16 protein-coding genes and 1 pseudogene are annotated in these 20,413 nt (G+C 70.4%); 10 read left to right on the top strand and 7 right to left on the bottom strand.

All coding sequences use genetic code 11. From position 1 onward, the window contains the following. Nucleotides 1–69 precede the first annotated feature (69 nt). The 6 genes from ACQEXA_RS21760 to ACQEXA_RS21735 all read right to left on the bottom strand — a co-directional run bounded on the left by ACQEXA_RS21760 (nucleotide 70) and on the right by ACQEXA_RS21735 (nucleotide 7,017). Nucleotides 70–1,059: an ABC transporter ATP-binding protein gene (locus tag ACQEXA_RS21760; RefSeq protein ID WP_432932137.1), complete on the bottom strand. Its 990-nt coding sequence runs from the start codon at nucleotides 1,057–1,059 to the stop codon at nucleotides 70–72. Continuing rightward, a complete protein-coding gene (locus ACQEXA_RS21755) occupies nucleotides 1,056–2,033 on the bottom strand; it encodes an ABC transporter ATP-binding protein (RefSeq protein WP_432932139.1) in 978 nt (325 codons plus the stop codon). Before ACQEXA_RS21755 ends, ACQEXA_RS21760 begins: the two co-directional genes overlap by 4 nt. Then, nucleotides 2,030–2,953: an ABC transporter permease gene (locus ACQEXA_RS21750; protein WP_433130780.1), complete on the bottom strand. Its 924-nt coding sequence runs from the start codon at nucleotides 2,951–2,953 to the stop codon at nucleotides 2,030–2,032. The genes ACQEXA_RS21755 and ACQEXA_RS21750 overlap by 4 nt, the downstream gene beginning before the upstream one ends. Further along, entirely contained in the window at nucleotides 2,950–4,017 is a 1,068-nt protein-coding gene (locus ACQEXA_RS21745; RefSeq protein ID WP_432932143.1) for an ABC transporter permease, read from the bottom strand. Before ACQEXA_RS21745 ends, ACQEXA_RS21750 begins: the two co-directional genes overlap by 4 nt. Before the next feature lie 62 nt (nucleotides 4,018–4,079). Next, nucleotides 4,080–5,936 (bottom strand): ABC transporter substrate-binding protein, encoded by a 1,857-nt coding sequence (locus ACQEXA_RS21740; protein ID WP_432932145.1) that lies wholly within the window; start codon nucleotides 5,934–5,936, stop codon nucleotides 4,080–4,082. A 340-nt stretch (nucleotides 5,937–6,276) separates the two neighbouring features. Beyond that, on the bottom strand, nucleotides 6,277–7,017 hold the full coding sequence (locus ACQEXA_RS21735; RefSeq protein ID WP_432932147.1) for a class I SAM-dependent methyltransferase: 741 nt from the start codon (nucleotides 7,015–7,017) through the stop codon (nucleotides 6,277–6,279). A 166-nt stretch (nucleotides 7,018–7,183) separates the two neighbouring features. Between ACQEXA_RS21735 and ACQEXA_RS21730 the strand changes: the two are divergent. From ACQEXA_RS21730 to ACQEXA_RS21705, 6 genes and pseudogenes are all read left to right on the top strand, one after another. Further along, a pseudogene (locus ACQEXA_RS21730) lies at nucleotides 7,184–7,571 on the top strand (VOC family protein). Between the two features lie 303 nt (nucleotides 7,572–7,874). Continuing rightward, the gene (locus tag ACQEXA_RS21725) at nucleotides 7,875–9,497 is read left to right on the top strand and encodes a peptide ABC transporter substrate-binding protein (RefSeq protein WP_432932149.1); all 1,623 of its coding nucleotides are present in this window, start codon (nucleotides 7,875–7,877) and stop codon (nucleotides 9,495–9,497) included. 33 nt (nucleotides 9,498–9,530) lie between these two features. Next, nucleotides 9,531–10,454 carry an ABC transporter permease gene (locus tag ACQEXA_RS21720; protein ID WP_432932151.1) on the top strand — a complete coding sequence of 308 codons (924 nt, stop codon included), beginning with the start codon at nucleotides 9,531–9,533 and terminating at the stop codon, nucleotides 10,452–10,454. Continuing rightward, entirely contained in the window at nucleotides 10,447–11,451 is a 1,005-nt protein-coding gene (locus ACQEXA_RS21715) for an ABC transporter permease (RefSeq protein ID WP_432932153.1), read from the top strand. The genes ACQEXA_RS21720 and ACQEXA_RS21715 overlap by 8 nt, the downstream gene beginning before the upstream one ends. Before the next feature lie 5 nt (nucleotides 11,452–11,456). Next, a complete protein-coding gene (locus tag ACQEXA_RS21710) occupies nucleotides 11,457–12,449 on the top strand; it encodes an ABC transporter ATP-binding protein (protein ID WP_432932155.1) in 993 nt (330 codons plus the stop codon). Then, nucleotides 12,436–13,539: an ABC transporter ATP-binding protein gene (locus ACQEXA_RS21705; RefSeq protein WP_432932157.1), complete on the top strand. Its 1,104-nt coding sequence runs from the start codon at nucleotides 12,436–12,438 to the stop codon at nucleotides 13,537–13,539. The genes ACQEXA_RS21710 and ACQEXA_RS21705 overlap by 14 nt, the downstream gene beginning before the upstream one ends. Nucleotides 13,540–13,742: 203 nt before the next feature. On the opposite strand, the gene ACQEXA_RS21700 is transcribed toward ACQEXA_RS21705, so the two are convergent. Continuing rightward, a complete protein-coding gene (locus ACQEXA_RS21700) occupies nucleotides 13,743–15,875 on the bottom strand; it encodes a prolyl oligopeptidase family serine peptidase (protein ID WP_432932159.1) in 2,133 nt (710 codons plus the stop codon). Between the two features lie 204 nt (nucleotides 15,876–16,079). Here ACQEXA_RS21700 and ACQEXA_RS21695 point away from each other — a divergent pair, with 204 nt between their 5' ends. The 4 genes from ACQEXA_RS21695 (at nucleotide 16,080) to ACQEXA_RS21680 (ending at nucleotide 20,325) form a co-directional block, all read left to right on the top strand. Next, on the top strand, nucleotides 16,080–16,274 hold the full coding sequence (locus ACQEXA_RS21695; protein ID WP_003992731.1) for a hypothetical protein: 195 nt from the start codon (nucleotides 16,080–16,082) through the stop codon (nucleotides 16,272–16,274). A gap of 271 nt (nucleotides 16,275–16,545) precedes the next feature. Then, nucleotides 16,546–17,469 carry an N-acetyl-1-D-myo-inositol-2-amino-2-deoxy-alpha-D-glucopyranoside deacetylase gene (gene mshB, locus ACQEXA_RS21690; RefSeq protein WP_433130778.1) on the top strand — a complete coding sequence of 308 codons (924 nt, stop codon included), beginning with the start codon at nucleotides 16,546–16,548 and terminating at the stop codon, nucleotides 17,467–17,469. After that, the gene (locus ACQEXA_RS21685) at nucleotides 17,466–17,885 is read left to right on the top strand and encodes a DUF6113 family protein (protein WP_432932164.1); all 420 of its coding nucleotides are present in this window, start codon (nucleotides 17,466–17,468) and stop codon (nucleotides 17,883–17,885) included. The genes mshB and ACQEXA_RS21685 overlap by 4 nt, the downstream gene beginning before the upstream one ends. Before the next feature lie 223 nt (nucleotides 17,886–18,108). Continuing rightward, nucleotides 18,109–20,325: a hypothetical protein gene (locus ACQEXA_RS21680; protein ID WP_432932166.1), complete on the top strand. Its 2,217-nt coding sequence runs from the start codon at nucleotides 18,109–18,111 to the stop codon at nucleotides 20,323–20,325. The last annotated feature ends 88 nt before the right edge of the window (nucleotides 20,326–20,413 follow it).

Raw genomic sequence — 20,413 nt, 5'->3', positions numbered from 1 at the left:
GCGGCCCGCTTCGCCGGCGGGAACGGGTCCGAGGCGGAAAACCGGTCGCCGGTGAAGGGTCACCGCCCATCACGTGGCGATGGCCGCCCGCGCCCAATGGCATGCCACCTGGCTCCCGGCGCCGCCCTCCAGGACCCCCGGATCCCGGCCGCGGCAGGCGTCCGCGACGCCCGCTCGTTCGGCCTCACCGCTCGCCAGGACCTGGCAGCGGGCGTGGAAGCGACAGCCACCGGGGATGCGGGAGGGGTCCGGCGGCTCGCCGGTCAGCACCACCGGGTCCCCCGGCGCCTCCGGCAGGACCGACAGCAGCGCCTGGGTGTACGGATGCCGGGGCGCCGTCAGCACCTGCTCCACCTCACCCGTCTCCACGATCCGGCCCAGGTACATCACCGCCACCCGGTCGGCGACGTTCCAGGCCAGGCCCAGATCGTGGGTCACCACGAGGGCGGCCAGGCCCAGTTCGGTGCGCAGGCGCAGCAGCAGCGCGAGGATCTCGCCCCGTACCGAGGCGTCGAGCGAGGCCACCGGCTCGTCGGCGACGATGAGCTCGGGCTCCAGTACGAGCGCGCCCGCGATCACCACACGCTGGCGCTGGCCTCCCGACAACTCGTGCGGGTAGCGCAGGAAGAACCGCTCGGGCGGCCTGAGCCCCGCCCTGGACAGGGCCTCGGCGACAGCGGCCCGCTCGTCGCCCGCGAACCCGTGGATCCGCAGCCCCTCGGCCACCGCGTCGAACACCGTGTGCCGCGGATTCAGCGACCCGCTCGGATCCTGGAGCACCAGCTGAACGCGCCTGCGGTAGGCCTTGAGCGCCCTCGATGTGTACGCAAGCGGCTTCCCGCCGAAGCCGACGTGCCCTGCCGTGGGCCGTACGAGGCCCAGCAGAGATCGGGCCAGCGTCGTCTTGCCGCAGCCCGACTCGCCGACCAGCGCGACGATCTCCCCGGCGCGGATGTCGAGGTCGACACCGTCCACGGCCCGGCTCGGCGCACCGCCGTGCCGGCCGGGGAAGGCCACGTGCAGCCCCTGGGCGCTGAGCAGGGGCGATGGTGAGGTCATACGGTGCTCCTCGCGTGCTCGGCTGTGTCCGCCACGTGCACACAGGCCGCTTGCCGGGCCTGCCCCGCCTCCCGCAGTGCCTGGTCCTGGGTGGCGCACAGGTCCAGGGCCACCGGACAGCGCGGATGGAAGACGCAGCCGGAGGGCAGCGCCGACGGGTCCGGAGGGTCACCGGCCAGTCCGCGCGGGGCGAACCGGGAGGCCGGGTCGCCGATGCGCGGGAACGCGGCCGACAGCGCCTTGCCGTACGGGTGGCGGGCGTCCTCGTAGACCGCCAGGCTGGGGCCCTCTTCGACCACCCGGCCCGCGTACATCACCGCGAGCCTGTCGCAGGTGTCGGCGAGCACCGCCAGATCGTGGCTGATCATGATCAGGCCCAGATCCTGCTCGGCGACCAGCCGCCCGATCAGCCGCAGAATCTGCGCCTGGATCATCACGTCCAGGGCCGTGGTCGGTTCGTCGGCGATGACCAGTTGGGGGTCGCAGGCCAGCGCCATGGCGATCATGACCCGTTGGCGCTGACCGCCCGAGAGTTCGTGCGGATACGCCGTCGCCCGCGCCGCCGGCAGGCCCACCTGCTCCAGGAGTTCGCCCGCCCGCCTCCTGGCCGCGGCCGCGGTCGCCTTGCGGTGCAGCAGGATCGGCTCGGCGATCTGGTCGCCGACACGATGCACGGCGTTCAGCGAGTGCATCGCGCCCTGGAAGACGATCGAGGCGCCGGCCCAGCGGACCGCCCGCACGCGCCCCCAGCGCATCGTCAGCACGTCCTCGCCGTTCAGCAGGATCTCCCCGGTGATCCGCGTCCCGGACGGCAGCAGTCTGAGCAGTGCGAGCGCCAGCGTCGACTTGCCGCACCCCGACTCGCCCGCGACACCGAGCTTCTGCCCCGCCGCCAGCGACAGGTCCACGCCCCGCACCGCGGCCGCCCCGCCCGGATACGTCACTTCGAGGTTCCGGACCTCCAGCAGGGTCAACGGGCCACCCCCAGCCTCGGGTTGAGAACGGACTCCACGGCGCGGCCGCAGAGTGTGAACGCCAGCGCGACCACGGCGATGGTGATTCCCGGCGGCACCAGGTACCACCAGTCACCCGCGCTGATCGCGCCCGCCTCGCGCGCGTCCTGGAGCAGTCCGCCCCATGACACGACCGTGGGATCACCCAGACCGAGGAAGGCGAGGGTCGCCTCGGCGAGGATCGACGAGGAGATCATCAGTGTGGTCTGCGCGAGCACGAGGGGCATCACGTTGGGCAGCACGTGCCGGACCATGATGTGCCGGTGCCCACCGCCCAGCGCCTTGGCGCGCTCGATGTAGGGCCGGGACTCCACCGCCAGCGTCTGGGCGCGCACGAGCCGGGCCGTGGTCGGCCAGGACGTCACGCCGATCGCCAGGATCACCGTGCCGAGTGAGCGGGACATGACGGTGGCGAGCGCGATGGCGAGGACCAGCGTCGGCATCACCAGGAACCAGTCCGTGATCCGCATCATCACGGTGGCGTACGCACCGCGGAAGTGCCCGGCCGTGATCCCGACGAGCGTGCCGATCGCCACCGACAGCACGGCCGCGAGCAGCCCGACCAGCAGCGAGACGCGGGAGCCCCACACCACAAGGCCCAGCACATCGCGCCCGTACCGGTCGGTGCCGAGGAGGAAGTCCCCGCTCGGCGCCTCCAGCGGGTGTCCCGGCGCTCCGGTCACGCTGGACACGTCGGAGCCGACCGTCAAGGGCGCGGTCAGTGCCAGGAGCGCGAAGACGACGAGCGCGGCCAGGCCCAGGAGTCCGGCGCGGTGGCTGCTGTACTGCTTCCAGAGCCGGGCGGCGGAGGCGCGGCGGCGCTGCCGGGCGAGGGTCCGCGGACCGGCTTGCATCGCCGGGGGCGTCGTGTCGGTCGTCATCTGCCCACCCGGGGGTCGAGTAGTGGATAGACCAGGTCGGCGATCGTGTTCATCACGATCACCGCCGCGGCGAAGACGAAGAACAGCCCCTGGACGAGGGGGAGGTCCGGCACGCTCAGCGCCTGGTAGAAGAGCCCGCCGAGGCCCGGCCAGGAGAACACCGTCTCCACGAGGATCACACCGGCGACGGTCCGGCCGAGGTTGACGAAGATCAACGTCACGGTCGGCAGCAGTGCGTTGGGCACCGCGTGCCTGCGCCTGACCAGGTCGTCCCTGAGGCCCTTGGCGCGTGCGGTGGTCAGATAGTCGCTGCCCATCTCGTCGAGCAGTGCGGAGCGGGTGACCAGCAGCGTCTGCCCGTACTCCACGGCGACCAGTGTGATAACCGGAAGGACGAGGTGGTGTGCGACGTCGACGACATAGGCGAGGCCCTCCTCGCCGCCCGACTCCATCCCCCCGGTGGGGAAGAGGCCGGGAATCGGGCCCGCGCCCACCGCGAACACGATGATGAGCAGCAGACCCAGCCAGAACGAGGGCACCGAGTAGAGAGTCAGGGCCAGTCCTGTGTTCAGCCGGTCCCCGAGCCGCCCGTGCCGCCACGCCGAGCGTGTCCCGAGGAAGATGCCCAGCGCGGTGTACAGCACGAACGCGGTGCCGGTGAGCAGCAGGGTGTTGGGCAGTGCCTCGGTGATCTTGTCGATCACCGGTGCCCGGAACTGGTACGAGGTGCCGAGGTCTCCGGTGAGTGCCTTGCCGCAGTAGTCCGTGAACTGCTGCCACAGCGGCAGGTCCAGTCCGAACTCCCGCCGGTAGGCAGCAAGTTGTTCCGCGGAGACCGGACGGCCACCCGTCATGAACTTGACCGGGTCGCCGGGGATCAGCCGGAAGAGGAAGAAACTGGTGACGAGGACCGCGAGCAGGGAGACGGCGGCCCCGCCCAGCTTCCCGGCCGCGTACTTGAGGTACGCGGCCCTGGTGCCCGTCCGCCGGCCGTGGGCGGACGGCCCGGCGGGAGCCGAGCCGTCCGGCTTCGCGACCGACGCGGGTGCGGCGTCGGCGGTCATGAAGGTTCTGCCTGATGGCGGGCGGCCCGATGAGGGGCCGGAGTGTTCTGTCGGATCATCGGCTACTCACGGTCCTCGGCAGTGGCGCGGCGGCGCAGCGCGAAGAACGCCCCGGCGCCGGCGAGCACGACGACGCTGACGATGACGCCGATGAGGATGCCTGACGAGTCGTCGCCGGAGGACTTGCCGGAGTCGGCCGGCACCGCCGACCACCAACTCCAGTAGCCGTCCTGGCCGTAGATGTTGCCCGCCTTCTCCGGCATGGTGGTGATCGACGCGATCTGGTCCGTGCGGTAGGCCTCGACGGCGTTCGGGTAAGCCATGACGTTCATGTACCCAAGGTCGTACAGCCGCGATTCCATCTGCTTCACGACGTTCGCCCGTTTGGCGGAGTCGTACTCCGCCAACTGCTGCGCGTAGAGCTTGTCGTACGTCTTGTCGCAGATGAAGTTGTCGGTCGCGCCGGTGTCCTTCGGGGTGGCGGGAAGCGCCGCACAGGTGTGGATGGAGAGGACGAAGTCCGGGTCGGGGTTGACGGACCAGCCGTCGAAGGCGAGGTCGTACTGGCCCGCGAGCCAGGGATCGGTGACATTGTCCAGGCAGTTGATCGTCACGCCGATGCCGAGCTTGCCCCACCACTCCTTGAGGTACTGGCCGACGGCCTTGTCGTTCGAGTCGGTGGCGTGGCACAGGACGCGGTAGTTCAACGGCTTGCCGTTCTTGCCGACGCGCTTGCCGTCGCTGTTTTGCTTGTAGCCCGCTTCGTCGAGGAGTTGGCCGGCCTTGGCCGGGTCGTAGGCGAGTTCCTGGCTTCCCGACGGCTGCCAGAAGTATGTCGAGAAGCGCGGCGGGATGTAGCCCTCGCCCTCGACCGCGTGGCCCTGGAAGACCTTGTCGATCAGGGTCTTGCGGTCGACCGCCATGAACAGCGCGTGCCGCACCCGCTGGTCCAGCAAGGACGGGTCGCCGTCACCGAACTTCTTGCCGTTCTTCGCCTGCGCGCCCGGATTGGTGGCGAGGGCGTAGAAGCGGCGACCGGGGCCTTCGTTGACGTGGATGTTCTTCTCGCCCTTGAGGGAGGCCGCCTGGGCGGGTGTCAGGGAGGGCGAACCGGCGACGAAGGAGACCTCGCCCTTGCGCAGGGCCGCCACCGCCGCGTCCTGGTCCTTGTAGTACCGGAAGACGAGCTCGTCGAACTTCGGCGCCCCGCGCCAGAAGCTCTTGTTGGCCTTCAACCGCACGTGGCTGTCGGCCTTGTAGTCGGTGAGGACGAACGGCCCGTCGCCGACGATGGGGAAGCTCTTGTCGTTGTTGAACTTCGAGAAGTCCTTGACCTTCTCCCAGATGTGCTGGGGCACGATCGGCACATCGAGTGCGGTCATCGTGGCCTGGGGCTTCTTCAGTTCGATGACGAGTTCGGTGGCACTCGGCGCGGTGACCTTCTTGAAGTTGCCGACGAAGCTGCCGTTGGCGGTGGCGGCGCCCTCGTCGGTCATCATCTTGTTGAACGTCCAGGCCGCGTCCGCGGCGGTGACCTGCTTGCCGTCCGACCACTTGGAGTCGGATCGAATGGTGTACGTCCAGGTCAGTTTGTCCGGCGAGGACGCCCATTTGGTGGCGAGGCCGGGGATGACATGGGCGTCCTTGGGGTCGTAGTTGGTCAGGTACTCGTACATCAGCCGGTGGATGCTCGTACTGACCAGGCGGCTCGCGAGGAAGGGGCTGAGCGAGTCGACGCTCTGCGCGACCGCGACGGTCAGGACCTTCTGATCCTTCGCCTCGGCCTGCTGGGGCGCGGGGGCGAGCGTTGTCGCGAACGCGGCCGCGAGAGTCAGGGCGGCTGCCAGAAGCCGCGGTGTACGGGGCCGTGTTCTGTGCGGGCGCGGGCGCCCCTTGCCGTGCTGGTCTTGCGTGCTCATCGATCCTGACCTCGCGTCATCTCTTGTACGGGGACGGCTCGCCGGACTGCTCGATCGGGCTGCAACGGGGACGGCTCAGGCTGAGTGAAGGTGTGTCTATCAGTGGCGGAATGCGCGCGTCAACGGCGCATGAATACCCTGTGGCCTGCGGAAATGGCACGCTGACACACCTGGGGCGAGCCATTGGTCCACACCTGTGAAGCGTTGCAGGTGGACGCCTGACGGCGCGTCGGTCCTGGGCGGACGGCAGCACGGCGTCGTCGCGGTCGCCTGCGCCCACCGGTTCCTCGCGGCCGAACGGAAGGGTGCAGGCGCCCCGCGCCTCAGCCTCGGACGTCTTCTAGCGGGATGCCCGTGCCATGGTGATGATCACGGGGCTGGTGGGCGTGAGCGGACCTCGTTCCCAGTCCCCGTACTGTTCGACGATGCGGAGTCCCGCCTCCTTCAGGAAGCGGGAGAGGGCGTCGGGCCCGAGGAACCGCAGGGTGCCGCGGGCGACCCGCGGCCGGTCCCACCCGGTGCCCTCGAAGGTCGCGGTGAACGTCACCCGGTCCCCGGTCACCGGGGCCCGGACCTCATGCCGCAGGCTCACCGACCCGCCGTCGCCGTCGGTTACTTCACGCACCCGGTCCGGCGTCCACGACTCCCAGGCCCGGGCAGAGGGGTTCCGGGTCTCAAACACGAACCGCCCGTCCTCGGCGAGGGCTTCGCGCACGGCGGCGAGGCAGCTCCTCAGTTCCTCGTCTCCGAGGATCAGTTGGAAGGTGTCCCCGGTCATCACGACGAGATCGAAGGCGCTCCGCCGGCGATGGGACCGCAGATCCCCGAGCACCCACTCCAGACCGGGGGCGCGCCGCCGTGCCTGGACGAGCATCGCGGCCGCCGGATCGAGCCCGCACAGCCGACCGTCGTGTCCCCTCTCCCGGGCCCGCGCGAGCAGCCTTCCCGTGCCGCAGCCGACGTCCAGGACGCTCCGCGAGGACATCACAAGTCCCAGATGGAAGTCATCACTCGGCCCCCACGGGTGGAGGGCGTCGTACAGCCCGGCGAGGGTGAGGTCGGAGTACGCACGGTCGGCCATCGTCGCAGTTTCCCAGCTCCGGAGGACGGTGGGGCGGACTGTACGCGATCTTTGTCGAACGGGAGCAGCACGGGGGAGTGTCGCGTAATGTCGGGTGGGGAATGCGTCCCGGTACGCCGGACATTCCACGAACTGCCCGACGGCGCCAAGGGAGTCCGACCCGGACATGGCAGAGACGACATCGCCCGGCCCGGTCATCCGCACCATCACTTTCGACTGTACCGGTGACCCGTACGAACTCGGCCTGTTCTGGGGCGCGTTGCTGGAACGCCCCCTCGCCGACGACGACAAGCCGGGCGACCCGGAGGCCGTGTTGCGCGACCCCCGGGGGCGGTCCGACCCTCCTCTTCGTGCGGGTGCCCGAGGGCAAGTCCGCCAAGAACCGCATCCACCTCGATCTGCGGCCCCAGGGCCGTACCCGTGCGCAGGAGGTGGATCGCGCCCTGGCTCTGGGCGCCCGCCGGATCGCCGACCACACCCGCCCGGACGGTGGCGGCTGGGTGGTCCTCACCGATCCCGAGGGGAACGAGTTCTGTATGGAACGCGGGGACTGAGAGCGCCTGCCCACCCCGCCTGCGCCGGCGGCAGGCCCTTCACCGTGATGTACCCATGCGCCCGTCAGGGGACCGACCCCTGACGGGCGTACCGCGTCTCACCCCGGGATCGATGCACGCCCACATGTGACCGTGCCACATCAAGATCGGCCGTGGGCCTGTCGGAGTGTGCCTGCCATCCGGATGACGTCCTGCTCCGACGGGTGGCGTGACTGAGTGATATGTACGCTGAATGCTGATATGGACCGATAGCGGACAGCGCCTCGGCGCTGGAGGTACGGGGCACTCCGAGGAGGCACTCCCATGCGTGGAGCCAGGCGCGCGAGACGGGCGGCGGCAGTGGCCGCGGCAGCCCTCGCGGCGGCCGGCTGCGGCGGGGGTGCGGGCACGGGTAGTGAACCCGGGGTGTTCAGCGCCTCCTGGAGTGATCCGCAGAACCCTCTGGAGCCCGCCAACACCAACGAGGTCCAGGGCGGCAAGGTCCTCGACATGCTCTTCCGGGGGCTGAAGCGCTACAACCCGAGAACCGGCGCGGCCGAGAACATGCTGGCGGAAAAGATCGAGACCTCGGACTCGCAGAACTTCACCATCACCGTCAAGGACGGTTGGACGTTCAGCAACGGGGAGCCCGTCACCGCCAGGTCCTTCGTCGACGCCTGGAACTACGGCGCCGGCCTGAGGAACAACCAGAAGAACGCGTACTTCTTCGGATACATCGAGGGGTACGACAAGGTGCACCCGGAGACCGGCAGGCAGACCGCCGACACCCTGTCCGGACTCGCGGTGACCGGCCCCCGCACCTTCACCGTGAGGCTCAACCAGAAGTTCTCGACGTTCCCGGACACCCTCGGCTATGTGGCCTTCTCCCCGCTGCCCCGGGCGTTCTTCGACCACCACGCGGCCTGGCTGAAGAAACCGATCGGCAACGGTCCGTACCTGGTCAAGTCCTACACCAGGGGCTTCATGATGTCGCTCAGGACGTGGAACGGCTACCCGGGCGCGGACAAGGCGCAGAACAACGGGGTGGATCTGCAGGTCTACACCGACAGCAACACGGCCTACACCGATCTGCTGGCCGGGAACCTCGATCTCGTCGACGACGTGCCCGCCCCGCAGCTCAAGTTCATCAAGTCCGATCTGCACGGCCGGTACATCAACACCCCGGCGGGCATCATCCAGACCCTCGCCTTCCCCTTCTACGACCCGAGATGGAGCAAGCCGGGGACGGAGAAGGTCCGCACGGGCCTGTCCATGGCGATCGACCGGAAACAGATCACGAACACCATCTTCCTGAAGACCCGTACACCGGCGAGCGACTGGACCTCCCCGGTGCTGGGCACGAAGGGCGGCTTCCAGGATGGGCTGTGCGGCGAGGCCTGCACCTACAACCCGGTCCGGGCCAAGCAGCTGATCCAGCAGGGCGGCGGGCTGCCCGGCGGCCAGATCAAGATCACCTACAACGCCGACTCCGGCTCGCACCGGCAGTGGGTGGACGCCGTGTGCAACGACATCAACAACGTCCTCGACAACGACAAGGCGTGCGTCGGCAATCCGGTCGGCACCTTCGCCGACTTCCGCAACCAGATCGGCCGGCACAAGATGCAGGGCCCGTTCCGGGCCGGCTGGCAGATGGACTACCCGCTGATTCAGAACTTCCTGCAGCCGCTGTACTACACGGGCGCCTCGTCCAACGACGGCCAGTGGTCCAACAAGGGGTTCGACAAGCTCGTCGACCAGGCCAACGCGGAGAGCGACCAGGCCTCGGCCGTGAGGCTGTTCCAGCAGGCCGAGGGCGTCGTGCGGGACAACATGGCCGCCATCCCGCTCTGGTACCAGAACGGCAGCGCCGGCTATTCGGAGCGCCTCTCCCATGTGGCCCTCAACCCGTTCAGCGTCCCCGTCTACAACGAGATCAAGGTCGGCTGAGCCCACGGCTGCCCGCTACCCCCCGGAGGCTCCATGGGACGGTACGTCGTCCGGCGTCTGCTGCAGATGATCCCGGTCTTCATCGGCGCCACCCTGCTCATCTTCCTGATGGTGAACGTCATGGGCGACCCCATCGCGGGCCTGTGCGGGGAACGGCAGTGCGACCCCGCCACGGCCGCTCAGCTGCGCCGGGACTTCGGCCTCGACAAGCCCGTGTGGCAGCAATACGCGACCTACATGGGCAAGGTGTTCACCGGCGACTTCGGCACCGCGTTCAACGGGCAGCCGGTCACCGAGCTGATGGCGACGGCCTTCCCCGTCACGATCCGGCTCACCGTGGTGGCCATCCTCTTCGAGATCGTCATCGGCATCGCGCTCGGCGTGGTCACCGGTCTGCGCCGGGGGCGGCCCGTCGACACGACGGTGCTGCTGCTCACCCTCGTCGTGATCTCGGTACCGACCTTCGTCACCGGTCTGCTGCTCCAACTGCTGCTCGGCGTCGAGTGGGGCTGGATCAGACCCTCGGTCTCCCCGGCGGCCGCCTTCGGCGAGTTGATCGTCCCGGGCCTGGTCCTCGCCTCCGTCTCGCTCGCCTACGTCACCCGGCTGACCCGGACCTCCATCGCCGAGAACAAGCGGTCCGACTACGTCCGGACGGCCGTCGCCAAGGGGCTGCCGCGCCACCGCGTGATCACCCGGCATCTGCTGCGCAACTCGCTCATCCCCGTGGTCACCTTCATCGGCACCGACATCGGCGCCCTCATGGGCGGTGCGATCGTCACCGAGCGGATCTTCAACATCCACGGCGTCGGCTACCAGCTCTACCAGGGGATCCTCCGGCAGAACACGCAGACGGTCGTCGGCTTCGTGACGATCCTCGTCCTCGTCTTCCTGGTCGCCAACCTGCTCGTCGACCTCCTGTACGCCGTACTCGACCCGAGGATCCGCTATGCATGACCAGCCGCCTGAGCGCGAGGGGGCCATCGCCGGTACCGGCATGGGCGGCGCGATGGACCTCGCAGCCAGCGAGGCGACCACCCTGGAGCCGCAGCGGACAGGCGCCGCCGGAGGACCTGCGGGGGGACCGGAGGGCGTGCCTCCCGCGGGCAAGCCACGCAGCCTGTGGTCCGACGCCTGGCACGATCTGCGCCGCAACCCCGTCTTCATCGTCTCCGGACTCGTGATCCTCTTCCTCGTCCTCATCTCGATCTGGCCGTCCCTGATCACCTCGGGCAACCCCCTGCAGTGCGAACTCGCCAAGGCGCAGGAGGGCAGCCAGCCCGGACACCCGTTCGGCTACGACGGTCAGGGCTGCGACGTGTACACCCGGACCGTGTACGGCGCCCGCACCTCGGTCACGGTCGGTGTCTGCGCCACGGTCGGCGTCGCGGTGCTCGGCTCGATCCTGGGCGGGCTCGCCGGATTCTTCGGCGGGGGATGGGACGCCGTCCTGTCCCGCGTCACCGACATCTTCTTCGCCATCCCGGTCGTCCTCGGCGGTCTGGTCCTGCTCTCCGTCGTGACCAGCAACACCGTCTGGCCGGTGATCGGGTTCATGGTGCTGCTCGGCTGGCCGCAGATCTCCCGTATCGCCCGCGGCTCGGTCATCACCGCCAAGCAGCACGACTACGTCCAGGCGGCCCGCGCCCTCGGCGCCTCCAACTCCCGCATCCTGCTGCGGCACATCGCGCCCAACGCGGTCGCGCCGGTGATCGTCGTCGCCACCATCGCGCTCGGCACGTACATCGCCCTGGAGGCGACCCTGTCGTACCTCGGCGTGGGACTGAGACCGCCGAGTGTGTCCTGGGGGATCGACATCTCCGCCGCCTCCCCGTACGTCCGCAACGCCCCGCACGCGCTGCTGTGGCCCTCCGGTGCGCTCGCGATCACCGTGCTCGCCTTCATCATGCTCGGCGACGCGGTGCGCGACGCCCTCGACCCCAGGCTGAGGTGACCGCCGTGCTGCTCGAAGTGCGCGACCTGCAGGTGGAGTTCCGCACCCGGGACGGGATCGCCAAGGCGGTCAACGGCGTCAGCTTCGCCGTGGACGCGGGCCAGACGCTCGCCGTGCTCGGCGAGTCGGGCTCCGGCAAGTCCGTCACCGCACAGGCCGTCATGGGAATCCTCGACACACCGCCCGCCAGGATCACCGGGGGCGAGGTCCTCTTCGGGGGACAGGACCTGCTCGCCCTGAAGGAGGACCAGCGGCGCAGGATCCGCGGAGCCAGGATGGCCATGATCTTCCAGGACGCGCTGTCCGCCCTCAACCCTGTGCTCACCGTGGGCGAGCAGCTCGGCGAGATGTTCGTCGTGCACCGCGGCATGTCGAGGAGGGACGCCCGGGCGAGGGCCGTCGAGCTGATGGAACAGGTGCGGATCCCGGCTGCCGCCCAGCGGGTGCGCGACTACCCCCACCAGTTCTCCGGCGGTATGCGCCAGCGCATCATGATCGCCATGGCGATGGCGCTGGAGCCGGCGCTGATCATCGCCGACGAGCCGACCACCGCCCTCGACGTCACCGTCCAGGCCCAGGTGATGGACCTGCTCGCCGAGTTGCAGCGCGAGTACCGCATGGGCCTCATCCTGATCACCCACGACCTCGGTGTCGTCGCGGACGTCGCCGACCGGATCGCCGTGATGTACGCGGGCAAGATCGTGGAGTCGGCTCCCGTGCACGACATCTACAAGGCGCCCGCCCACCCCTACACCAGGGGACTGCTCGACTCGATCCCGCGGCTCGACCAGAAGGGCCGTCGGCTCTACGCCATCAAGGGCCTCCCACCGAACCTCATGGACATCCCGCCGGGCTGCTCCTTCAACCCCCGGTGCCCCATGGCCCGGGACGTGTGCCGCACCGACGTGCCGCCGCTCTACGAGGTCGCCGGCGACCACGGGAGCGAGCGGGTGAGCGCCTGCCACTTCTGGAGGGAGTGCCTGCATGGCCGGTCCTGAGCCGATTCTGGAAGTGCGCGGTCTGGTCAAGCACTACCCGCTCACCCGGGGGATCCTGTTCAAGAAGCAGGTGGGCTCCGTCAAGGCGGTGGACGGCGTCGACTTCACCCTGGGCCGGGGAGAGACGCTCGGCATCGTCGGCGAGTCCGGCTGCGGCAAGTCCACGGTCGCGCGGATGCTGGTCAATCTGGAGCGCCCGACTGCCGGTTCGATTACCTACCGGGGCGAGGACATCACCAGGCTGTCCGGGCGCGCCCTGAAGGCCGTGCGGCGCAACATCCAGATGGTGTTCCAGGACCCGTACACCTCCCTCAACCCACGGATGACCGTGGGCGACATCGTCGGGGAGCCGTACGAGATCCATCCCGAGGCCGCGCCCAAGGGGGAGCGGCGGCGGCGGGTACAGGAACTGCTCGACGTGGTGGGGCTCAACCCCGAGTACGTCAACCGCTATCCGCACCAGTTCTCCGGCGGCCAGCGCCAGCGGATCGGGATCGCCAGGGGGCTGGCGCTGCGCCCGGAGATCATCGTCGCCGACGAGCCGGTGTCGGCGCTCGACGTGTCCGTCCAGGCGCAGGTGATCAACCTGATGGCGGGGCTCCAGGACGAGTTCGGGCTGTCGTACGTCTTCATCGCGCACGACCTGTCGATCGTGCGGCACATCTCCGACCGGGTCGCGGTGATGTACCTCGGGCGCATCGTGGAGACCGGCAGGGACGCGGAGATCTACGAGCATCCGACGCACCCCTACACGCAGGCCCTGCTGTCGGCCGTCCCCGTGCCCGACCCGGAGGCGCGCGAGCACCGGGAGCGGATCATCCTGAGCGGTGATGTGCCGTCCCCGGCGGCCATCCCCTCCGGCTGCCGCTTCCGCACCCGCTGCTGGAAGGCCCAGGAGCGGTGCGCCCTGGAGGTGCCGCCGCTCGCGGTGCCCGAGGAGTTCCGCCGTACGAGCGGACCGGCCGCGCACGATTCCGCGTGCCACTTCGCGGAGGAGAAGAGAGTGGTGCCGCCCGAGGAGCCGCCGGTGCCCGGCGATGCGCCGCACGAAGAGCGGCAGAAGCGGACAAACGCGAACGAAGGTCGTTAACACGCAGGCAACTTGACTGACGCGGTACCGATATACGGACACAGGAGAGTGAACTGCGTACGGCCGTGCGGGTGCCGTAAACGAGCCGGGGTGCGCCATGTCACCCCGGCTCGTTCATTGGGCACGGGCCGGCGCCGCTCTCGCGGACGCGGCCGGTGTTTCGCTGCCGCCGACGGTCGCAGTGCTCCGTGGGAGATCCCTGCTCAGCCCAGGTTCAGGGCGCGCTTGAGGAAGTCCAGCTGGAGCAGCAGCAGGTTCTCCGCGACCGTTTCCTGAGGTGTCATATGGGTCACCCCGGACAGCGGCAGCACCTCGTGCGCGCGGCCCGCGGCCAGGAGGGCCGAGGACAGGCGCAGGGAGTGGGCCACCACCACGTTGTCGTCCGCGAGGCCGTGGATGATCATCATCGGCCGGGCCGGATACGCGTCGTCGACAAGACCGGCGTCGTCGACGAGGGAGTTGCGCCGGTACACCTCGGGCTGCTGCACCGGGTGCCCCAGATAGCGCTCCTGGTAGTGAGTGTCGTACAGCCGCAGATCGGTCACCGGTGCGCCGACCACGGCCGCGTGGAACACGTCCGGGCGGCGCAGCGCCGCGAGCGCGGCGAGATAGCCGCCGAAGGACCAGCCGCGGATCGCGACCCGGGTCAGATCGAGCGGGAAGTCGCCGACCAGGGCGTGCAGAGCGTCGACCTGGTCCTCCAGCACGACCGCCGCGAGGTCGTCCTTGACCGCCTTCTCCCAGGCGGGGGAGTGGCCCGGGGTGCCCCGGCCGTCCGCGACGATCACGGCGAAGCCTTGGTCGGCGAACCACTGGGAGGTCAGGTGCGGGTTGTGCGCGGCCACCACCCGCTGTCCGTGCGGGCCTCCGTAGGGGTCCATGAGGACGGGGAGGGAGGTGTCACCGTCGTAGTCCGTCGGCAGAAGCACGGCGCACGGGATTCGTCGTGCGCCCCCTTGTGCAAGCGTCACGCGCGGGGACAAACCCGGGTGTTCCGCGAACGACGCAACGCCGGCCACACGCTTGCCGTCGTGCAGCACTTGCGCCTGGCTGCCCGCGCGGCCGAGTGTGGCGGAGATGAGCACGGTCACGCCCCCGGCGCGCACCGCCGTATGGACGCCGGGCTCCTGCGACACACGCTCCACACCGAGTTCGTTCACCCGGTACACATGGATCTCGCCGGTCTCCGGATCGGCCGCCGCCTCGCCCGCCGAGGCCGTGACGAGCACATCGTCGTCGGACACGTCGAGCACCGCGCGCACATGCAACTGTGCTCCGGTCAGGGGCCGTTCACCCACTGCGAGCACCCGTGCGCCGCCCTCGTCGGCGATCCGCACGAGCTGCCCCGAGGGGCTCCAGCACGGCACCCCAGGGAAAAGTTCAAGCCATTGTGGATCTTCGTCCGCGTGCACCATCCGAGTCGCCCCGGTGTCCGGGTCCACCGCCAGGAACAGCTGGCTGCGCTGGTCGCGTGCCTGCACCAGAATCAGTGGCGCACCCGCCGCTGACCAGTGCACTCGCGCCAGATACGGGTAGCCGGCCCGATCCCAGACGACCTCCGTGCGCGTCCCGTCGAGGCCCACGACGAACAGCCGCACCTCCGCGTTGTCCGTGCCCGCCGCCGGATATGCGACAGGCTGCGGCTCCCGCTCCGGATGTGCGGGATCGGAGATCCACCATCGGCGCACCGGCGTCTCGTCCACGCGCGCGACGAGCAGCCGGTCGGACTCCGGCGACCACCAGTAGCCGCGTGAACGCCCCATCTCCTCGGCCGCGATGAACTCGGCCAGTCCGTAGGTGACCGATCCCGGTTCCGTCTCCGGCTCCGCCTCGGCCAGCACCCGGTCGCCCTCGCCCTCGGCGCCGATCACCCGCAGGGCGCCCCGGGCGACATACGCGATGTGCCGTCCGTCGGGGGCGGGCCGGGGGTCGATCACCGGTCCGGGTACGGGCAGTTCACGTGCCGTGCCGACGCGCAGTTCGGCCGTGAAAAGCCGCCCTGACAAGGCGAAGGACGCCAACTCCACGGCGGCGTCGGTGGCGTAGCCGACGATGCCGGCACCGCCCTCGCGGCTGCGTTCGCGACGGGCGCGTTCCTCGGGTGGCAACTGCTCGGCGGTGCCCCCGAGAAGCGCACCCGGATCGGCCGCCGGGCGCTCCGCGCCGTCCGTCACATCGAGGACCCAGAGCTGGTGCGCGCGGTCCGCGCCGGACGCTGAGCGCAGGAACACCACGCGGGAGCCGTCGGGTGCGACGGTGAACGCACGCGGCGCGCCGAGCGTGAACCGCTGGGTCCGCGCGTGCCGTCGGGGGAAGGAATCAGACTCGGTCGTCATGCCACGACCATATTGGCCATGCGCCCCCTTGTGCGGCCGTGCGCCGACCGATGCGCACGTACGGATAGTTATGATCGCTGGCGCATGGTGGGTATGAACCCGCTGGCATCCGGGCGGACTTATCTGTGAGGACACGTCTGCCCGGATTCGTTGCCCCCATAGCCCGACCCCCGCGCCCCTGTGGATCTTTGGAGGTGAACCGCCGTGGCACTCTCGATTTCGGCGGTGGTGCTGCTGGCGATCATCGTCTTCCTACTGATCAAGAAGTCAGGGCTGAAGGCCGGGCACGCGATCGTCTGCATGCTGCTCGGGTTCTATCTCGCCTCCTCGACCGTCGCCCCGACGATCAGCGAGCTGACGACGAACATCGCCGGCATGATCGGCAGCATCAAGTTCTAGCGGCTGCGCAGGGCGCGGGTCCGGCGACCGTGGGGACCGGGCTCAGTGCCGGGGTTCGGTCCTGGTCCTCGCATCCCTGCCCGCGCCCCCGTCGCATCCACAGACCCGACACCCCCTGCCCCCGTCGCTTCCCGCCGTACCTCGCCCGCCTACGCCGCCCCGGTGCTCCTCAGGCCCGTCACCGCCCTCCTGGACGGTCTGCCGGGCCACGGGCGGGGGCGCTGTACGGCCCAGGCCCGGAGAGGACCCGGCGCCTCGTAGGGTGGACCCCATGACGGATCTGCCCGACCGGCGTCTGCTCCTGGTGCACGCGCACCCGGACGACGAGTCGATCAACAACGGCGCGACCATGGCCAGATACGCGGCCGAGGGTGCCCGGGTGACGCTGGTGACCTGCACGCTCGGTGAGGAGGGTGAAGTCATCCCGCCGCCGCTCGCTCATCTCGCGGCGGACCGCGACGACACGCTGGGCCCCCACCGCGCCGGCGAACTGGCCGCCGCCATGGCCGCGCTCGGCGTCAGCGACCACCGCCACCTCGGCGGCCCCGGCCGCTACCGGGACTCCGGGATGATGGGCGCCCCGCAGAACAGCCGTCCGGAAGCCTTCTGGTCCGCCGATCCCGACGAGGCGGCCGGCCACCTGGTGGCGGTCGTCCGGGAGGTGCGCCCCCAGGTCCTCGTCACCTACGACCCCGACGGCGGCTACGGTCACCCCGACCACATCCAGGCCCATCGTGTCGCCATGCGCGCCGCCCGGCTGGCCGCCGACCCCGGCTTCAGGCCGGACCTCGGAGCGCCCTGGGAGATCACCAAGATCTACTGGAACCGGGTGCCGCGCCGGGTGGCCGAGGCCGCCTTCGCGCGGCTCGGCGAGGCGCTCGACGACACCCCCTTCGCCAAGGCGGCGGCCGTCGAGGACGTCCCCGGCGTGGTCGGCGACGAGGTGATCACCACAGAGATCGACGGCACCGCGTTCGCCGCCGCGAAGGCCGCCGCGATGCGGGCGCACGCCACGCAGATCGAGGTCGCCGAGCCGTGGTTCGCCCTCTCCAACGCCCTCGCGCAGCCCCTGTTCACGACCGAGTACTACGAGCTGGTCCGTGGCGAGCAGACCGGGACGGGGGTCCTCCCGGCCCAGGGTGCCGGGAGCGCCGAGGCCCGGGAGACGGACCTGTTCGAGGGAGTGGCGCCATGATGTCCACGGGCAAGCAGCAGAGCACGCTCGCGCAGCCGCTGAAACCGCCCTCGGCCGGCCGGGCCGCCGCCTATCTGGGCCTGTTCGTGCTCGGCGCGGTGGTGGGGGCGGCGGGCGCGCTCGTGCAGGGCGGCTGGTTTCCCGGTGGGCTGCTCCTCGCGCTGGCGGGTGCGGCCGGGCTCTTCGTCGGCGGTGCCCGGGTCATGGGGACCCGGGCGGGGGCCGTCGCGCCCGCCGCGGGCTGGGTGGTCTCCGTCATCCTGCTCACCGCGAGCCGTCCGGAAGGAGATTTCCTGTTCGGTGCGGGCGTCGGGTCCTATCTTTTCCTGCTCGGCGGAATGGCCGTCGCTGTGATCTGCGCCACGCCCGCCCCGGGGCGGCCGGCAGGCGGCTCAGGCGTCCGACTCGGCAAGTGACGTACCACTTCGTCTCCCGGATCACGGAATGCCCCCGGGGAAAACGGGGTGCGCGCGTAGGAGTACCGTGCGGGTTTCCTGACAGGCGCGGTCTGCGGACCACCTGCGGCCAGTATGGTGGTGCGCGCCGCCGAGCCTTCCCCGAGCCCCTGGCTTCGCTCGAGCACGGGAGGCCACCTGTTGAGGTCGAAACAGGCGGTGGAGCCAACCGGGAGAACCTGCCTTGAGTCGTGAAACTGACAGTTCGTCCGCCGGATCCAACGGGCGTGGCGGAGCCGCGTATCCGTCCGGGACGCCGCCGTACGGGACCCCCATGGCTTCCGAGGACGGTGTCGACGCGAGCCGTTCGGCCACGCGGCCGGAGGAACGAAAGACCGAGACCACACTGACGACCCGGATCCGGATCAACATCCCCGGATCACGGCCCATTCCGCCGGTCGTCGTGCGCACCCCCGTCGCGGACGCCGACACCGCCGACACGACGGCCGAAGCGGCTGCCGACCCGCAGCCGACGAGCACCGTCACCCCGCTGAGCGCCCTCGACAGCACCGCGGAGCCCCCGGCGCCGGCCGGGGAGAAGACGAGCGACTGGTTCGCACCCCGCAAGCCCTCGGCGGCCAAGGGCCCGCAGGGCGGCGGCTCGACCGACGGCGCGGGTATGCCGGGAGGGTCCGGCATACAGGGGTCCGACGTGCCCGGCGGATTCGGCGCGGGCGGAGCGCGTCCGGGTGCTCCCGGCGCGAACGGCGCCGGTGCCGTGCACCCTGGTGCTTCCGGCGCGCCGGGCGCCACGGGCGCACGGCCCACAGGGGGCACGGGCGCCGCGGGCCCGCTGGGCGCACGCCCGGGCGCGACGAACGGCAGGGGGCTTCCGGGTGCCACCGGCGCGGGACCCGTCGCGCCGGGGCACGGCGGAGGAACCGGCTCCTTCGACGTCTCCGACGCCGTGGCCGCCACCACCGCCTCGTTGCCCGTCATAGGTCCCGAGGACGGCGTGGAGCCCAGCCGCGACGATCTGCCGTACTTCACGGACGGGAGCCCGCACGGCCCGTCCGGTCCCACCGGCGGCCCGGTCATCGGCGACGGCCCTGCCATCCCTCCCGCGGGTCCCACACCCGGCGGCCCCGGCCTGCCGGCACGGGGTCTCCCGGGGACGCCCGGCGCAGGCCAGGGCAGCCCGTACGGCCCCGGGGCACTGGGCGCGCCGGGCGCCGGCCCGGGCCAGGGCCGGCCCGGGGGCGGACTCAGCGACGACACCGCGATCCTCACCCCGCAGAAGCCGGCCCCCGCTCCGGGTGGCCAGGGCTACGGCCGCCCCGGCGACAACATTTCCGGGCACACGGTCACCAGCGGCATCCCGGTCGTCCCCGCGGGCGCCCAGAACGGCCCGTTCCCGGGCACGCAGTCCGACGGGCCCGTGCAGCACACGGCACCGAAGCTGCCCGAGCCGCCGAAGAGCCAGAACTCCAAGAGCGCGAAGCCGGCCAGGAAGAAGGGCCGCAGCAAGCCGGCGCTCTTGATCGGCGGCCTGGTCTTCCTCGGCGGTGTCGCCTACGGCGCCGGACTGCTGATGAACCACTCCGACGTGCCCAAGGGCACCACCGTGCTCGGTGTCGACATCGGTGGCGGAACGCGCGGCGACGCGATCCAGAAGCTGGACTCCGCCCTGGGCAGCCGTACCGGCAAGCCGCTCGAACTGTCGGTGGACGGCAAGACGGTCGCCCTCAGGCCGGACCAAGCGGGCCTCCAGCTCGACAGCAAGGCCACCGTCGCCGCCGCCGCACAGAGCGACTACAACCCGGTGTCGGTGATCGGCTCCCTGTTCGGGCAGGAGCGCGTCATCGATCCCGTGATGCCGGTCGACGAGGAGAAGCTGCAGGCCGAACTGGAACGCGCCGCGGGCGGTGCCAGCTCGATGGTCGAGGGCACGGTCAAGTTCGAGTCGGGCAAGGCCGTCGCCGTGTACGGAAAGGCGGGCGAGGGCGTCGACGTCTCCGCTTCCACCGCGGCCGTCGAGCAGGCGTACCGCACCGAGGTGGAGACCGGCGCGAGCACGCCCGTGAAGGTGCCCACGACCACGCGCCGGCCGACGGTCTCCAACGCGGAGGTCGACCGGATGATGAAGGAGTTCGCGCAGCCCGCGATGTCCCAGAACGTGACGGTGCGCACGGACGCCGCCCACACGATCTCCTTCAGCCCCCGCAACTCCCTGTGGAAGTTCATCGGGGTGAAGGCCATCAACGGCAAGCTCGTCGACACATACGACAAGGCGGCGCTGCAAGGGCTGTACGGCAACACCTTCGACGGTGTGCTCATCACCCGCGCCACCGGCCAGAAGACGGCGGTCACGGTGGAGGACGTGATCGGCGCGCTGCGGCCCGCGCTGCTCGGCAAGTCGCCGGCGGCCCGTATCGCGACGATCGACACGAACCCCAGCTGATCCGGACGACACGGGGGTGGCCGCCGGGAGCGGGCACCCCCGTCGTCGTGCCGGCCATATGACATCTGTCATGTGGGAGTCACGACAC

The sequence above is a fragment of the Streptomyces sp. CA-106110 genome, assembly GCF_050936285.1.
Lineage (GTDB): Bacteria > Actinomycetota > Actinomycetes > Streptomycetales > Streptomycetaceae > Streptomyces.
The sequence above is the reverse complement of the archived record's forward strand: the minus strand, read 5'-3'. Positions and strand labels throughout refer to the sequence as shown.

Coding starts and splice junctions, on each gene's coding strand:
- ACQEXA_RS21760 (WP_432932137.1), bottom strand. CDS start 1,059: ATGACCTCACCATCGCCCCTGCTCAGCGCCCAGGGGCTGCACGTGGCC.
- ACQEXA_RS21740 (WP_432932145.1), bottom strand. CDS start 5,936: ATGAGCACGCAAGACCAGCACGGCAAGGGGCGCCCGCGCCCGCACAGA.
- ACQEXA_RS21725 (WP_432932149.1), top strand. CDS start 7,875: ATGCGTGGAGCCAGGCGCGCGAGACGGGCGGCGGCAGTGGCCGCGGCA.
- ACQEXA_RS21750 (WP_433130780.1), bottom strand. CDS start 2,953: ATGACGACCGACACGACGCCCCCGGCGATGCAAGCCGGTCCGCGGACC.
- ACQEXA_RS21705 (WP_432932157.1), top strand. CDS start 12,436: ATGGCCGGTCCTGAGCCGATTCTGGAAGTGCGCGGTCTGGTCAAGCAC.
- ACQEXA_RS21700 (WP_432932159.1), bottom strand. CDS start 15,875: ATGACGACCGAGTCTGATTCCTTCCCCCGACGGCACGCGCGGACCCAG.
- ACQEXA_RS21685 (WP_432932164.1), top strand. CDS start 17,466: ATGATGTCCACGGGCAAGCAGCAGAGCACGCTCGCGCAGCCGCTGAAA.
- ACQEXA_RS21715 (WP_432932153.1), top strand. CDS start 10,447: ATGCATGACCAGCCGCCTGAGCGCGAGGGGGCCATCGCCGGTACCGGC.
- ACQEXA_RS21745 (WP_432932143.1), bottom strand. CDS start 4,017: ATGACCGCCGACGCCGCACCCGCGTCGGTCGCGAAGCCGGACGGCTCG.
- ACQEXA_RS21735 (WP_432932147.1), bottom strand. CDS start 7,017: ATGGCCGACCGTGCGTACTCCGACCTCACCCTCGCCGGGCTGTACGAC.
- mshB (WP_433130778.1), top strand. CDS start 16,546: ATGACGGATCTGCCCGACCGGCGTCTGCTCCTGGTGCACGCGCACCCG.
- ACQEXA_RS21720 (WP_432932151.1), top strand. CDS start 9,531: ATGGGACGGTACGTCGTCCGGCGTCTGCTGCAGATGATCCCGGTCTTC.